This is a genomic window from Rahnella sp. BIGb0603, from assembly GCF_024808755.1.
GTDB classification, from domain to species: domain Bacteria; phylum Pseudomonadota; class Gammaproteobacteria; order Enterobacterales; family Enterobacteriaceae; genus Rahnella; species Rahnella contaminans.
In genome coordinates this window covers 488,902-505,007 of sequence record NZ_JANUEX010000003.1, presented here as the reverse complement: position 1 = coordinate 505,007, position 16,106 = coordinate 488,902, and the positions used below count along the sequence as shown (strand labels likewise).

Below are 16,106 nucleotides of genomic sequence, written 5' to 3'. Positions count from 1 at the left end.
TATCGAATGCTTCTGGCTTCTCCCGGCGGCTCTGTTTTTACAGCGCCGGGAGGGTGTCACCGGATTGTTTCTGGCGGTCAATGCCCAGCATATCGACCAGATTATCGACCGCCGCGGCATAACGCACCGTTGCGTCCCAGCCGTCGTACAGCGCGCCAATACGCATGGTGTCGGCCTGAAAAACGTCCTGCTCCACGCTGAGCAAATCGTTCAGGCTGCGCTTGCTGAGTTTGTATTCATCCTGATACACGCTGCGGGTGTGTGTGGCGCTGGAATACTGTTCCTCGCCTGCCACCTGCCGCTGCTGGCCGCCGATCATGTCGGCATAGGCGGTGGAGGCTTTCTGGTTGATATCCAGCTTGGCTTTTTCCACATCCGCCTGCGCCGCCTGACGCTGACCTTCCGCCGCACGGACTTTGGCGCTGACCGCACCGCCCTGATAGACCGGCGCATCCACCGCCAGCTGGAGCTGATCGTCCCAGTACGAACCGCTGCCACCGTTATTGTCATAACGCGTGCGCCCGGCCTGGACTTTCACTGTCGGCCAGTGCTGCGCTTCGGCCTGATTGACCTGCTCAATCGCCGCCTGCTGCTTGGCCTGCGCCGCGCGCACCAGTGTGCTGTTTTCATAAGGGATTTTGTCGAGAGTGACTTTCTGATTGAGCAGACTTTCAGGCAGATCCGGCAGGTCGCTGGACACCACACCGGTCAGTACGGTCAGCTGCGCCTGTGAGGAACGCGCCTGCGCACGGTATTGTTCGACGGTTGCCCGCATCCCGGCGATGCGGGTTTCCGCCTGCAAGACGTCAGACTGAGAACTCAGCCCGGCGTCGGCGCGCAGTTTAGCGGTATCCCTGACGCGGGTCAGCGATTCGATATTGTCCTGAGACGCCAGAACCAGCGCCTGATAGCGTTTGACCGACAGATAGGCCTGCATGGTGCTGAGCGCCACATCGGTCATCGTGCTGTAAAGTGAAAACCGGTAAGAGTCCGAAAGGTACTCCTGCTCGCTGATACTGCCGTTGGTTTTCCCGAAATCCCACAGCAGCTGGCTGAGCTGAATCCCCGCCGACCCGTTGCTGCTCTGATCTCCCGATGCATACGTCTGACGGGATTTCCCGCCCGCCCCTTGCAATGAAACCTGCGGATACCACGCACTTTTCGCCGCATCCAGATTCCCGCCGCCTACGCGGATTTGCGCCGCCGCCTCCGCGATTTGCGGATTTCGCGCAAACGCCCGCAAGATGGCATCACGTAATGTCAGACTGGCGCGCATCTCTTCCGTCGGTGCCGCCTGCCAGTTAAATTCCGGCTGTTTAACCGCCGCCACAACCACATTGAAATTCCCTGTTAACCCGGTCAGGCACAACGTGCCCAAGATAACGGCCACTGGCCGTATCACTTTCTTATTTTTCATTACCGACACCACTTAATTACGCCGATTGTTTTGGTGTTGCGCCTCCCCCCGCTACAAGGGAGGCGCAGGTCTGACTTAGCTTTGCTGGACGTGTAAACCGTGTTGCACCAGTACGTCTCCCAACGTGTTGGATGTATCCAGTGAAGCGTTGTGATAAACGTCGAAGGTCAGGCCATCCACCGTACGTTGCCCGGTTTCAGCCCATGCGCCGTCGGTACCCATTTGCAGGTTCACCAGGCTGCCTTCGCCCCCTTTAATGATCACTTCATCCGTCGGGTTGTCCTTCACGTTCAGCGCCTCGTGCAGATTCAGCGAGATGCTGTTGGTGCCGGAAGTGCCCAAATCGAAGATGTCGATATGTTCAACTTTCAGCCCGAGCAAAGTCAGATCCAGATGCTGATTGGTGCCCGCCAGCAACAAGGTATCGACACCGGTTCCGCCGTCGATTTGCGAGAAATCAAGGGTATGAACCGAGATGGTGTCGTTACCGGCGCCGCCGATCGCCACGCCGTCCGTTGCCGTCAGGTCGATGGTGACACCACCAATCGAGAACGCCGTGTCCGCATGAGATGTGGTTTCCGACGTTGCACTGGTCGAGGTGCTGGTGGTGGACGAACTGGTGTCCGCCGTGACCAGCGGATCGGTCAGCGTACTGGTGGTGTGGGTGGTGGTGTCTGTGGTTGAACTGCTGGTATCGGTGGTGTGAACCGCCGCCAGCGTATGGGTGTCCTCTACCGCCAGAGACTGTACGGCGAGCGTCTGGGTGTCAGCCGGCAACGTTGAACCTACGGTCAGACCGACATGTGCATCAAAACCATTACCTGCCACATCGACGGCTTTAAGTTCAACAACCGCGCCAAGTAATGCCGCCAGCAACCCGGTCAGTCCGTAACTGCTCAGCAATGCGCTGCTGAACTTAACCGTCCATGAACCATCGGCCTGTACGGTGCCCGCCAGCGTATTCCCCAGCAGGGTCACGCTGACCAGACCGCCTTGAGCGATGTTGCGGCTGGTCCCGCTCAGCGTCAGCCCCTGTCCGCCCAGAATACCGCCCACCAAGCCAAGGGTCAGGCCGAGCAACGGATTCAGCGCGACCAGTGGCAGTTCATGAGTCAGTACGGTCAGCAGGTTCGAAGACGTTGCAATGTTGCCCACGGAGTCCGTGACCACCACAGAAACCTGTGTCGAACCGTCGGCCAGCCCTTTGAGTTCTGCAGAGGTAAACGGCACGCTCCAGACGCCGTTCGTGATGGTGCCGGTATGCGTCACCGTCCCGACGGTCACGCTCACCGTACCGTTCGTCAGGTTGGACGTCCCGGTAATGTTGGTATTCACCCCCGCTTCCGCCGCATTCAGATAATGGTCGCCACCGAACAGCGTGTTGACCACCAGCGATGGCAGCGTATGAATCCCCACCGTCGCCGTTGCGTTGCCGCTCACCGCATTGCCTGCGGCGTTAGTGACGGATGCAGCCACGTTCAGTGTGCCGTCGAGCAGGCTCGAAAGCGTCAGTTGCGGGATCGCGACACTAAAGGTGCCGTCGGCTTTCACCAGCGCGGTCAGGATATTACCGCCGACGTTGATGCTGACTGTCGAACCCTGCGCGTTAGTGGTAGTCCCGCTGATAGTCTGGGTGAGCAGCGCATCGGCGGCGTTGAGCAGGCCATCGCCAAACAGCGGATTGAGGGTAATGGTTGGCAGAGACTGCGCGACTACGCTCAGTACACTGGTCACCGACGCCGGGTTGCCGGTGGCATCCGTCAAACTGGCGACCACGTTTGGCGAGCCATTGAGAATGGTCTTCAGATCCACCACCGGAACGGTGACGCTGAATACGCCGCCGGTACCGGTTGTCGCCACGTAGTTTTTACCGTTGAGGCTAATCTGTACCTGAGTTCCCACCGCCACGTTGCTGGCGACACCGCTGATGGTCTGGCCCGTCAGCAGGTCAACCACGTTAAGCACGCCATCGCCAAAGATCGGATTAAGAACAATCGATGGCAGATTGTGGATACCGACGTTGATGCCGACAGTATTCGATGCGGTGTTGCCCACCGGATCGGTCACCGAGGTGACGATCGTCAGGTTGCCGTCAAGCAATCCGGCCAGTTGCAACGGCGAAAGTGACGCGGAGAATTTGCCGTCACTGCCGACGACCGCAGTCAGATTCAGCAAGCCATCACCAATGTTGATGTTGACCGTTTCACCGACGCGTCCGTTGGTCACCGTCCCGCTGATAGTCTGCGTGAGCAGCGCTTCAGCAGCATTAAGAATTCCGTCACCGCCAAAGATCGGATCCAGCACAATTTTCGGTATCGCGTTGACAATGGACGTCAGCGAACCATTGACCGTGGTGGTGTTGCCACCGCTGTCCGTGACAGAAACGCCGACCACAAAGGTGCCGTCGCCCAGTGCTTTCAGGTCACCCGGTTGCAGGGTGATGCTGAAGGCACCGGTGTTGTCGGTCACGCCGAGGAAGGTTTTCCCGCCAAGCGTCACCTGAACCTGCGTGCCGGTCGCCACACCCCCGATCGTCCCACCAATCACCTGAGTAGTCAGGGCGTCAGCGGCGCTGAGCAGCCCGTCACCCAGCACGGAAGTGAGGTTGATGACCGGCCTGACGAGGTCGAGTACGGCGTTAGCAGCCGCAGTGCCGACGTTACCCGCCGCATCCACAACGCTGACGCTCACAGCCGCTGTCGTACCGGCCAGCGTGCTGAGAATATCCGGTGTAACGGTGACCAGGAAATGCCCCGTCGCATCGACCACGCCATTAATAGTCTGTGTACCGACCTGCACCGCAATCGCCGTTCCTGCTGCCACGTTCGACACGGTCCCGCTGATCGTCTGATTGACCAGCAAATCGGCGATATTGAGCACGCCGTCGCCAAACACCGTGTTAAGCACGACGGTTGGCAGGTTGTGGATCGCAATACCCACCGGAATCGTAGTGCTGGTGGAGTTGCCCGCCGGGTCTGTCAGCGTAATGCCTATGTTCAGATTGCCGTCGAGCAGCGTGGCCAGGTCACCCGGCAGAATGCTGATGTTCCAGGCACCCGCCGTCACCGTTGTATTGTAGGTTTTACCGCCCAGCGTGACGGTCACCTGCGTGCCATCCACTGCCGTTGCCACCCCGCCGATAGTCTGTGCGGTCAGTGCTTCGACCGCATTCAGCAGGCCGTTGCCGCCAAAGATCGGGTCAAGCGCACCCAGCACCGGCAGGGTTTTTATGACGTCGATGTTCAGCGGTTCAACTTTGACGTTACCGGCAGCATCAGTGATGGTCAGGTTCAGAACCTGTGTGCCATCACCCAATGCACCCAGCAACGTTGCCGGAATGGTGAAGGCCCATGCCCCGTTGGCGCCGACGATGGCAGACAGTGTCGTGCCGTTAATCACGGTAGACACCACTGAACCCACGCCTGCGCCAATTGCCGTACCGCTGAGGATTTGCGCGACCTGAGATTCCGCCAGACTGAGGTAACCGTCGGTTAGTCCCAGTCCGCTGGCCACGCTCACATCGAGCAGTTTGTTGAAGAAAATATCCAGACCGGCTGAGACGCTGGTGGTGTTACCCGCCGCATCGGAGACCGTCGCCGCCAGGGTCAGGGAACCGTCGTTGAGCAGCAACATCTGCGCTGGCGTCAGGTTCAGAGACCAGGCGCCGCCCGGCTGAATGAGTGCCGTCCCGATGGTTGCACCACCGAGTGTCACCGTCACCGTCTGACCATCCGCACCGGAGGACGTCCCGCCGAGCACGACGTTTACCAGTGATTCAGCCAGATTAATGATGTTGTTTCCGGCAACCGCATTAAGGGCGAGCAGCGGCGCGGAAGTATCGACAGTAATCGGATGTGGCGTCGCAGCCCCGAGGTTACCGGCAGCATCCGTGACCGTCGCGGTAATGGTGTTGCCGGTGCCCTGCGGCAGCGCCTGCAAATCGGCGGCCGGTACGCTGACCGACCAGAGACCGCCCGCCAGCACGGTCGTGGTGTAGGTTTTACCGTTGAGCGAAACGGTCACCACACTGCCCACATCGTTATTGTTGTTATCAACCACCGTACCCGAAATGGTTTGCGCCGATTTCGATTCAAGGTTGTTGATAGTGTTGTCCGCAGTAAAGTCGTTGATGGTCACCACCGGCGCGCTGGTATCGACCACGACGGTCTGTGTGGCAATGGTCGGCGGAAGAAGGGTGGTTGCGGTGACCGTTGTATTGGTGCCGTTCACGAATTCAGAAGCCGCCACAGAAACTGACCAGATCCCCCCGGTGACCGTCGCCACATGCGCATTGCCCCCCACCGTCACATTCACCGGCGTGCCGTCCGGCACGTTGATGGATTTACCAGAAACGGTGATGTTGGTCGGATTGTTATCCGCCACGTTGATGACGTTGTCACCGGTAACCGGATCAATCGTCAGCGTTGGCGTGACTGGCGGCGTCAGATCCACGTTGACCGGCAGGGAAACACCGTTAGCCAGGTTACCGGCCAGATCGGAAACTTGCGCAGTGATAATTTCACCGGTGGTCAGCGTAGCCAGTTCCGCCGGGGTCAGCGTTAATGTCCATGAGCCATCACCGAGTACCGTTGCCTGATGGGTAATGCCGCCGACAGCCACGGTCACCTGTTGCCCGGCCTGCACATTCACGGTGGTACCGGTAATGGTTTGCGGGTTCTGGCTTTCTGCATAGGTCAGGTCAAAACCGGTACCGGCAAACGAGGTGACTGCCACTGATGGAAGCAGGGTGACAGCAATGCCGACATCGGTTGAGGCCGAACCGGTATTACCGCCGCCGTCCGTCGCGGTCACGCTGATCAGCTGCGGTCCCTGCGGCAGATCGGCGATTTCCCCCGCGCTCAGAGAAACCGTCCAGTTACCGTCCGCATCTACCGTCGCGCCCGGAATTGCGATACCGCCGACAAGTACCACCACGCTTTGCCCGGCACCCGTCACGCCCGTCGTCCCGCTGAGGATGACTGGCGTTGTGGCAACCGCGGCTGCTTCGGCGGCACTCAGATAACCATCACCAAATGGCGTGTTGATGGTGACATCTGGTGCGGTGAGATAGCTGGTGAATGGCAGCGTCGCTGGCGCACTGTTGCCCGCCGCATCCGTAACTGTCACGTTGATATCATGCGTACCACTGCCCAGAGAATTCAGTACGCCCGCAGGCAGGCTGACAGTCCAGTTACCTGTGAGCGGATCGACAGTCGCGGTATAGGTGGTGCCACCGACGTCGATAGTCAGTTTAACGTTCTGGTTGTCGCCGGTGATGCCGGTGTTACCCGTGATGATGTTCACACCTGCGGCTTCAGCGATATTCAGGTTGCCGTCCGCGAAAGGTTCATTAATGACCGGCACCGGCCCGGACAGGTGGGAGGTAAAGCTTACCGTTGCATCATTATGGTTACCGACAGCATCGGTCGCAGTGACTGTGATGGCATGCGTTGCCGTCGCCAGCCCCAGCGTTGCCAGCTGGGCAGGCGTCAGGTTAAGACTCCAGACGCCGGTTGCCGCATCCACCGTTGCCGTAAACGGACTGCCCGTGATGCCCGCAATAGCGACGCTGACGGTTTGCCCTGCGCCGATCACTCCGGTTGTACCGGTAATGGTCTGCCCGCCGGTCGCCACAGAGGCTTCCGTAATATTCAGCGTGCCGTCACCGAATGGCAAATCGATGGTTGGCGCAGGCAGGGAATGAATCTGTACCCCGACAGAAACTGGCAGCACCGAGGAGTTTCCGGCGCTGTCGGTCACGGTCACGACAACCGGCCAGGTGCCATCCTGCAAGGACAACAGCTGGGCAGAAGTGAGTGAAACGCTCCAGGTTCCGTTCGCTGCATCAACCACCACCGGCACAGCGTTACCGTTGATGACCACGGTAACTGTCTGGCCTGCACTGGTGATCCCGGTGGTGCCGGTGATGACCTGTCCCAGCGGATCAGATGCTTCATCGAAGTTCAGAATGCCGTCGGTAAATGGCGTGTTGATCCCGGCTACCGGCAGTGTGTGCGTGAGGGCGGTGAAATCAAGGGTTCCGGCAGTGCTGACGTTGCCCGCACTGTCGGTGGTGGTCACGCTGATGGTGTGTGTCGCATCCGCCAGCCCCTGTAACAGACCGGAAGGCACGGTGGCCGTCCAGACGCCGTTATTGCCCACTGTTGCCAGCACCGGTGTGCCGTCAATCGTCACCAGAACGGTCTGGCCCGGACCGGTAATGCCGGTAGTACCGGTAATCAGCTGAGTGGCTGCCGCTTCGGCGGCGTTCAGAATGCCGTCGGTGAACGGCGTATTAATCGTCGGAACCGGCGGTGCGCCCAGCTCGATATCCAGACTTGCGCTGGAAGACGCCGGGTTACCGGCCACGTCCTGCGCCGTCACGGTGACCTGCACCACGCCGCTCGTCAGCCCGCTGAGCGCACCCGGCTCAACGGTTGCAGTCCAGCCAAGTCCGTCCGGATTGACCGTCCCGGATACCGGCGTCGCCAGCCCCGGAATGGTCACCAGAACGGTCGACCCCGGTGCCAGCCCGCTGCTGGTGCCGGTGAGCGTGATCCCTGCGGTTGCTTCACTGATATTGAGCACACCATCGCCGGCCACAACGCCCAGCGTCAGCACCGGCAACGCATGGATTGCCAGCGTAAAATCAGCAGAGTTACTGGCGGTGTTTCCGGCTGCATCGCTGACGCTGACGCTGACCGTTTTGTTGCCGTCCGTGGTGATGGCCTGAAGATCCACGCCCGGAATATTCAGCGTCCACACGCCGGATCCGTTGGCCGTACTGAAGTAATCCTTACCGTTAAGCGTAATTTTGACGACCAGATTCGGGTCAGTCTGACCGGTAAGCGGAAGGCCTGCCACGGCCTCAGCCAGATTGATGTAACCGTCACCGCCGGTATTCACCGTGACACTCAGCGTCGGAGCAATCAGGTCTACCGTGACGTTTTGCGTCGCAGTCGCCACATTTTGCGCCACGTCATCCGCCGTCACGGTGAAGGTGTTATTGCCCGCTGGCAATTCCTGCACCTGCGCCGCCGTCAGCGGAATACTCCAGCTACCATTGGCCTGCACGGTCGCGGTATACGTGTGGGTATAACCTTCACCGGTGATGACCAGCGTGATAATTCCGCCCACAGGAACACGGGTTGACGTGCCGGTAATGGTTGTCGCCTGGTTGTGTTCGATGATGTTGAAGTTGCCGTCGCCGGACACCGCGTTAATGGTCACCGTTGGCAAATCACCCGGCTGGGCAATTACGGTAGCATTGTGCGACGCCGTGGCCGGGTTCTGCGCCACATCGGTCACGGACGCCGTAACCGTCAGCGGCCCGTCGGACAATCCGACCAGATCTTCCGCCGGTACACTCGCCGTCCAGCTCCCGTTCGGCTGCACAATGGCCGTGTAGGTCTGGCCGTTAAACACCACTGTAACAACCTGGTTTGCTTCTACATGCGTCGTGGTACCGGTAATCGGTACCGGCTGGCCTTTTTCGATAGCGTTGATGTAATCATCAGTGGAAACCGCGGTAATGGTCAGCGTTGGCAAATTAGCCGCAGCCGCATCGACGCTGAAGGTATGGGTTCCGGTCGTCACGTTCCCGGCCGCATCGGTGATGGTTGCCGTCAGCGTATAGGTAGTATCCGTCAGTGCCTGCACCACACCACTTGGCAGCGTGAAGCTCCAGCTGCCATCCGGCTGAACAACGGCGTTGTACGTCACGCCGTTGAAGCTCAGTACGACAGAAACCGTCTGACCGGCATCCGGCAGATCGGACGTTCCGCTGATCACCATCGGTTGCAGCGCTTCGGCGGCGTTGATGATGTTATCCGTCGCCACCGGGTTAAAGCTCAGCGTTGGCAACGTGTAATCGACTGTGATTGCACTGCTGACGGTACCCACGTTGCCGACGCTGTCGGTTGCCGTAACCAGAACCGTTTGCGGGCCTTCCGATATGGCCTGCAAATCCGTTGCGCTGAGGGTAACCGTCCAGACACCGTTCGCATCTACAGTCGCCGGGTGATCGACACCCTCAATATTCACTACCACCGTCTGGCCTGCGCCCAGAAGGCCGGTCGTCCCGGTCAGGGTTTGGGCAACATCGGCTTCATTGAGGTTGAGGAAGGTATCGCCAAACGGCGTGTTGAGTGATGGCACCGGCGGATGCGCGGCAACTACGGTGTAGGTTTCCGTCGTCGTCGTGGTATTTCCCGCCAGATCTTTCAGCGTGGCGGTCAGCGTATAGCTACCGTCTGCTGTGCCGGTCAGCGTGCCCGCCGGAACATCGAAGCTCCACGCACCGCCAGGTTGCACGACGGCCTGATAAGTCTGGCCGCCAAATTGTAATGTCACTGTCTGCCCGGCATCGGCCGCATCCGCCTGCCCGGAAAGCGTAATGATACCCGCCAGCTCCTGCGCATTGATGACGTTATCGCCTGCAACGTTGGCAAGCGTCAGCGTCGGCGGTGTGAAGTCGATATTGACTGAACCGGTCGTAGTGCCGGTGTTGCCACCGGCATCGGTCACGTTAACCTGAATTGGCGTCGGGCCTTCGGTTACACCGGTCAGGGTGCCCGCTGGCACGGTGACCGTCCAGGTGCCATTGCTGGCGACAGTGCCGGTCAGGGTATGACCGTCGATGATCACCTCAACCGTCTGGCCGTCACCGGTCAGGCCGGTCGTCCCGGTCAGAGTCTGTACGGCGGCCGCTTCAGCGGTGCCCAGCTGGCCGTCACCAAACGGTGCATTGATGGTCGGGACAGGTACCTGCGTGTAAATGCCAATATCGACCGTACTGGTGACGTTACCCAAATCGGTGCTCACCGTGGTGGCGATCACATGGCTGGTGCCATCCGCCAGCCCCGCAAAGGCGGATGATGGAATATTGACTGACCAGTGCCCGGCCGCATCAATAACCGTTGTCGGGTAATTCTGCCCGCCCAACGATACGGTGACGACGGTGCCAATCGGCACATTGCTGGTGGTGCCGCTGACGGTGATCCCCGCAGCAGCCTCCGTCGCGTTGACGTTATTGTCACCGGCAATGGTATCAATCGAAATCCCCCCCAGCGTTGTATCTACCGTAATCGGGTGCGAGGCGTTTTGCGGATTCCCCGCCTTGTCACTTACGCTGGCCGTAATGATAAACTGGGAATTACCCAGTTCCTGTAAATCAACCGCCGGAACGGAAACGCTCCACGCACCGCTGGCCTGCACAGTGGCGCTATAAGTGTGTGCACCCAGCGTAATCGTCACTGTCTGACCTGCTTCCACATGCGTCGTGGTTCCGCTGATCAGCTGCGCGGTCTGTTGCTCGGCGCCATTAAGCACATCATCACCGGCGAAGGTGCTAACGGTAATCGTTGGCAGAAGCGCCGGATCCGCCACGATAGTCACCGGCGTGCTGGTGCTGCCGGTATTGCCTGCCGCATCGGTAATGCTCGCCGTCAGGGTGTACTGACCGTTAGCAACGCTGGCCAGCGCGTCAGCCGGAATATTCACCGTCCACGCGCCCCCCGCAGCGACCACGCCGGTGTAAGTGTGCCCGCCGATGGAAACCGTCACGGTCTGGCCGACTTCTGTCACGCCTGTCGTGCCGGTTACCGCAATAACAGCGTCCGCTTCAGCAGCATTAATGGTGCCATCACCGGCAACAGGGTTGATTGTGACGGTCGGTGCGACGGTATCAACAGTGACCGGGACCGTGATGTTGCTGGTATTGCCCGCGGCATCGGAAGCCGCGACCTGAACCGTTGTCCCCCCCTGACCCAGTGTGGAAAGCGCCGTTGACGGAACGGTCACGGTGAATGAACCGTCACCGCCCACCGTTGCGGTATACGTTTCCCCGCCCAGCGTCACAGTGACAGTTTGCCCGTTGCCGGACACGCCGGTGTTACCGGTCAGCGTCTGACTGGTCGCCGTTTCAGCGGCATTCAGAATGCCATCGCCAAATGGCGGGTTGAGGGTCACGGCTGGCAGGTTATGAATGATGACGTTCAGAACGTCGGTGTTGCTGACCGGGTTCCCTGTCGCATCGGTCGCGCTGACACGGATCGTGTTCGGGCCATCGCTGAGCGTCGCCAGATCGCTGGCTGAAACCAGCGCACTCCAGGCACCGCCAACGCCGACAGTGGCGGTGTAGGTTTTACCGTTCAGCGTAATGGTCACGACGCCGTTCACCGGCACGTTGACCGAGGTTCCGCTGATGGTGACACCCGCCGCCGCCTCAAGAGCGTTTAGCTGGTTATCGCCGGTCACCGGATCCACGGACAGGCCGCTTTGCAGGTTGTTAACGGTGATCTCTTCCGAACCGCTGGCCGGATTCCCGGCTTTATCGAGCACGGTGGCGGTGATTTGCAGCGTTCCGTTAGTCAGTGCGGTCAGCGCCGAAGAAGGGACGCTGGTGCTCCAGCTGCCATTTGCCTGCACGGTCGCCGTGTAAGTAATGCCGTTGAGCAGGATGGAAACGACCTGACCGGCTTCCACATGCGTGGTCGTGCCGCTCAGGGTCTGCGCCGCTCTCTGCTCGGCTCCATCGACAATGTTGTCACCGGCAAAGGCATTGAGGGTAATGGTCGGCGCGGAGGCCGGATCGGTGGCCAGCTGAACGTTAGCGCTGACTGTCGTGCTATTGCCCGCCGCATCCGAAAGCTGTGCGGTCAGTGGATATTGTCCGTCGGCCACACCGGCCAGCGCACCGGCTGGCACTGTCACACTCCACTGTCCGTTGACGCCGACAACGCCGGTATAAGTCTGGCCGTTTAGCGTCACCGTGACGGTGCGCCCCGCATCCGCAACAGAGGCGGTGCCGGTGACGGCGATGTCTGCCGCCGCCTCACTGATATTGACGTAACCGTCGCCGGAAACCGGGTTGATGGTCAGCACAGGCGCGGTCAGATCGACCGTTGTGGTGGCGTTCAGCGTGGCGGTGTTGCCTGCGCTGTCCGTTACATTGACCACTATCGCATTACTGCCCGCCGGTAATGCCTGCAAATCGGCGGACGGAAGGCTGACCGACCATGCGCCGGTACCATCCACCGTGGCGTTATAGGTATGTCCGCCAATCGTCACGGTCGCAATCTGCCCGTCACCGACTTTCCCGGTGGTGCCGGTCAGAGTTTCAGCGGTTGCCGCTTCGGCAATATTGAGATAACCGTCGCCAAACGGTGTGTTAAGCGTCGGTACCGGACTGATCGCATCGTAATTGACCGAAACGCTGTTACTTACCGTCGTGCCATCCATTGCCTGAACAATCGCGGTAAATTGCAGGTTGCCCGTCAGGCCCCCTGCCGCAGCAAGCAAATCGTTTGATGTCAGTTGCACCGACCAGGTACCGTCCGGCTGCACCAGCGCCAGACGAACCAGGGATCCGAAAGTAAGTTGTACCAGCTCAAAGGTTGAGACCCCCAGCGTGGTACCGGTCACCAGGAAACCATTCTGCGTTTCCTGCACGTTGATAACGTTGTCGCCGGTAATCGGCGCAATGGAGATACCTTCCTGCGTAATATCCACATTGAAGGTGTCGGTGCCCGGAGTGGCCGCATTACCGGCCTTATCCGAAACCGTCGCCGTAATAGTTTGCGTACCGTTTGTCAGCACAATCATATCCGCAGCCGGAACGATGACGTTCCAGTTACCGCTGGCCTGAACAGTAGCGGTATAGGTATGTCCGTTCAGGGTGATCGTCACAATCTGACCGGCTTCTACCCGCGTTGTGGTGCCGCTTAATACCTGCGCCGTTTTGACTTCCGCACCGTTGATAAAATCATCTCCGGTAAACGGATTGATGCTGATAACCGGCGGCAGGAGAGGATCGGAAGCCACGTGGATCGTGCTGGTATTGGTGGTCTGGTTGCCTGCAGTGTCAGTCAGGGTCGCGGTGACCGTGACGTCCTGATTGAGATTACTCAGGGAACCGGCCGGAATACTCACGCTCCAGGTGCCGTTCGGCTGAACCACCGCGCCGGGATAATCCACGCCGTTGATGGTGATAACCACCGGACGCCCTGCTTCACTGACCGATGCTGTCCCGGTCAGGATCATGACCCCCGCGGCTTCGGCCACGCTGATATAACCGTCGCCTTCCAGCGGATTGACGGTCAGGGTTGGCGCAATGGTGTCAACGCTCACTGGCGTGGTGAGGGTGTTATGGTTGCCCGCGGTGTCCGTCACGGTCACCGTAATATTGTTGGTGCCTTGTGGCAGAGTGCCGAGTACAGACGGCGGTACGCTGACGGTAAAGCTGCCGTCGCTGTCGACCGTGCCGGTGAGTTGCTGCCCGCCAATGGTCACGGTAACTGTCTGGCCGTCGCCTTTCAGGCCGGTGTTACCCGTCAGAATCTGCGTGGCGGTGGATTCAGTGCCATCAAGCGTGTTATCGCCGCCAAATACCGGATCCAGCGTTGGCGGGACGCCGTGAATGGCAACATTAAGACCGGTCGACTGACTGATAGTATCGCCCTGAGCATCAACCAGACTGACGGTCAGGGTCGTTTCGCCATCGGTCAGCGCCTGTAGCGCCGGGGAAGGCACGCTCAGGCTCCAGCCGCCGTCAGCGTTAGTGGTTGTGTGATACGTCACACCGCCAAGAACCACGGTAATTTGCGTACCCGCCGCGACATTTGACGTCGTTCCGGTGATCACCAGCGCGGACTGTGCTTCGGTTGCATTGAGCTGGCCGTCGCCGGAAATCGGATTGACGGTCAGAATGCCCGCGCTGTCATTGATGACAAAGCTTTCCGGTGTCGTGGTTGAGTTACCGGCGGCATCCGTGAGCGAGGTGGTGAGGGTGTAATTCCCTTCGGCCAGCGCAGAAACGACGTTGGCCGGAATAGTGACGGACCAGGTGCCCTCTGAGGTCACGGTGGCGCTGTAGTGCACGCCGTTAAGCACCACATCGACGGTGCGCCCGGCTTCAGAAACCGAGGCGGTTCCACTCACGACCAGCGGTTGCTGATGTTCAATCGCATCGATGACGTTGTCGCCATCCACCGGATTGACTGTCAGCACCGGCGGTGTGGTATCAACCACCACGGTGACGCTTTTGGTCACGCTATCGCCATTGGTGTTGGTTACAGTCACACTGACCACGTAAGTGCCGTCGGCCAGCGTGTGCAGCTCAGCCGCCGTCAGCGGAACACTCCAGTTGCCATTGCCGTCAACGGTGGTTGTGAAGGTTTTGCCATTGATGGTCAGCACGATGGTGCTGCCTGCGGCGGCGTGAGTGGTGCCACCGGTGAAATTCTGAGTACTTTCTGCGGCCGTTTTATTGACGACGTTGCCGTTGGCAAACGTGGCCAGCGTCAGCGTTGGCGCTTCATTGGTGGTTCCGCCGTTGTTGCCGCCGTTATTCCCACCATTGTTGCCACCGTTATTCCCACCATTGTTGCCACCGTTATTCCCGCCATTGTTGCCGCCGTTATTCCCGCCATTGTTGCCGCCATCACTTCCGCCGTTATTACTGCTGCTGCCCCCGCCGCCACCACCGCCGCCGGCGGCAATCGCGATACCCGCGCCGAGCGCCACAACGCCCAGCACCGCGGCTAATACGCCCGGGCTAAAACTTGAGGAATCTTCAAGCAGAACACCGATATCCGGGATGGTCTGATAAGCGGGAACAATCGGTACGGCACCGGCTGTGGCACCGGTATCGACAAACGCGGCGTGTTCAATCGGATGAACACCATCATCGAATACCAGAACGCTGTCTTCGGCACCTTCGGTGTTGAAGAAACTGTGGTAGCGGACGGTGCTGCCGTCTTTCATGTGGATGACGAGATCATTGCCCACGCGCTCATAGCTGGACACCGCTTCACGGGTGCCGTGAATGCGAATTATGCTGGCCTGATTGAGGGTAACATCCTGACTGGCACTGGAAACCTGAGAGATTACTGCACCATTTTTACGAGAGAGAACATCAATAACAACGCTACCGTTCTGAGCCATGTTGTACCCCTATAACATCCAGTTGAGACTCACACGAGCATGGCCCACGCTTTCCGTTATCGGAGAAGAGCGGTTCAGCAGGTATGATGACCATTACGAAAATGGGTTAACTTCCAACTGGTGTTGGGGAATGCCATAGACTACAAATCGAGCAATTAACACGTCACTTAAGGCTAGAATGTTCTTTTTATGTAATCGTTACGGTAACTTTTTGTCCGAAACTCCATAAGTTATATGCATGATTTAAGTTAAGTGCATAAAAAAAAGATAATCTTTAAGATAAAATTTATTTATCGTTTGGAGTGGAAATATAAGTTTGACGCGAGGTAATTCCTGTTCTAGCCCAAAGCGTTAAAAAACAACATGATGATAAATAACAAGTTTGCAACTTCATCTTAAAGACTAAGCGGGATCATTATTAATAAAATCAAGCATTAGCCGCACTGATAACTCATCAAATTGACTTACCAATTGTGTGATCGCCTCTTAGATTTTCTGGCACTACTGTATTCCGCCAGCAAATATTTAAGACTATGCGCAATCACAGTGACTTATGCTTTCTGATAAGATGCCCGGTTAGTAAGTTTGTGTGATGTTTTTCAGAACCTCTCAGCCGTTAAAAGCCGACGGGTTAAGCGAAAACCGGGTTGTCGTGCAACCCCTTCCGGACCGTTTCAGAGAGAAAACCGGCAGCAGGATTGATTAATTAATTTTTTTTATAATTTCGCCAATCAGTACAAAGGGA

At 58.6% G+C, this 16,106-nt stretch carries 2 protein-coding genes; both read right to left on the bottom strand.

Annotated features, from left to right (window positions below):
• Positions 1 to 37 precede the first annotated feature (37 nt).
• A complete protein-coding gene (locus M2403_RS10735) occupies positions 38 to 1,417 on the bottom strand; it encodes a TolC family outer membrane protein (RefSeq protein WP_165058259.1) in 1,380 nt (459 codons plus the stop codon).
• 75 nt (positions 1,418 to 1,492) lie between these two features.
• Complete coding sequence (locus M2403_RS10730; RefSeq protein ID WP_259229110.1) at positions 1,493 to 15,361, bottom strand: Ig-like domain-containing protein; 13,869 nt, start codon at positions 15,359 to 15,361, stop codon at positions 1,493 to 1,495.
• Between the last annotated feature and the right edge of the window lie 745 nt (positions 15,362 to 16,106).

Excerpts from the sequence above, each read along its gene's own strand:
- M2403_RS10730 (WP_259229110.1), bottom strand. The coding sequence starts at position 15,361 with ATGGCTCAGAACGGTAGCGTTGTTATTGATGTTCTCTCTCGTAAAAAT.
- M2403_RS10735 (WP_165058259.1), bottom strand. The coding sequence starts at position 1,417 with ATGAAAAATAAGAAAGTGATACGGCCAGTGGCCGTTATCTTGGGCACG.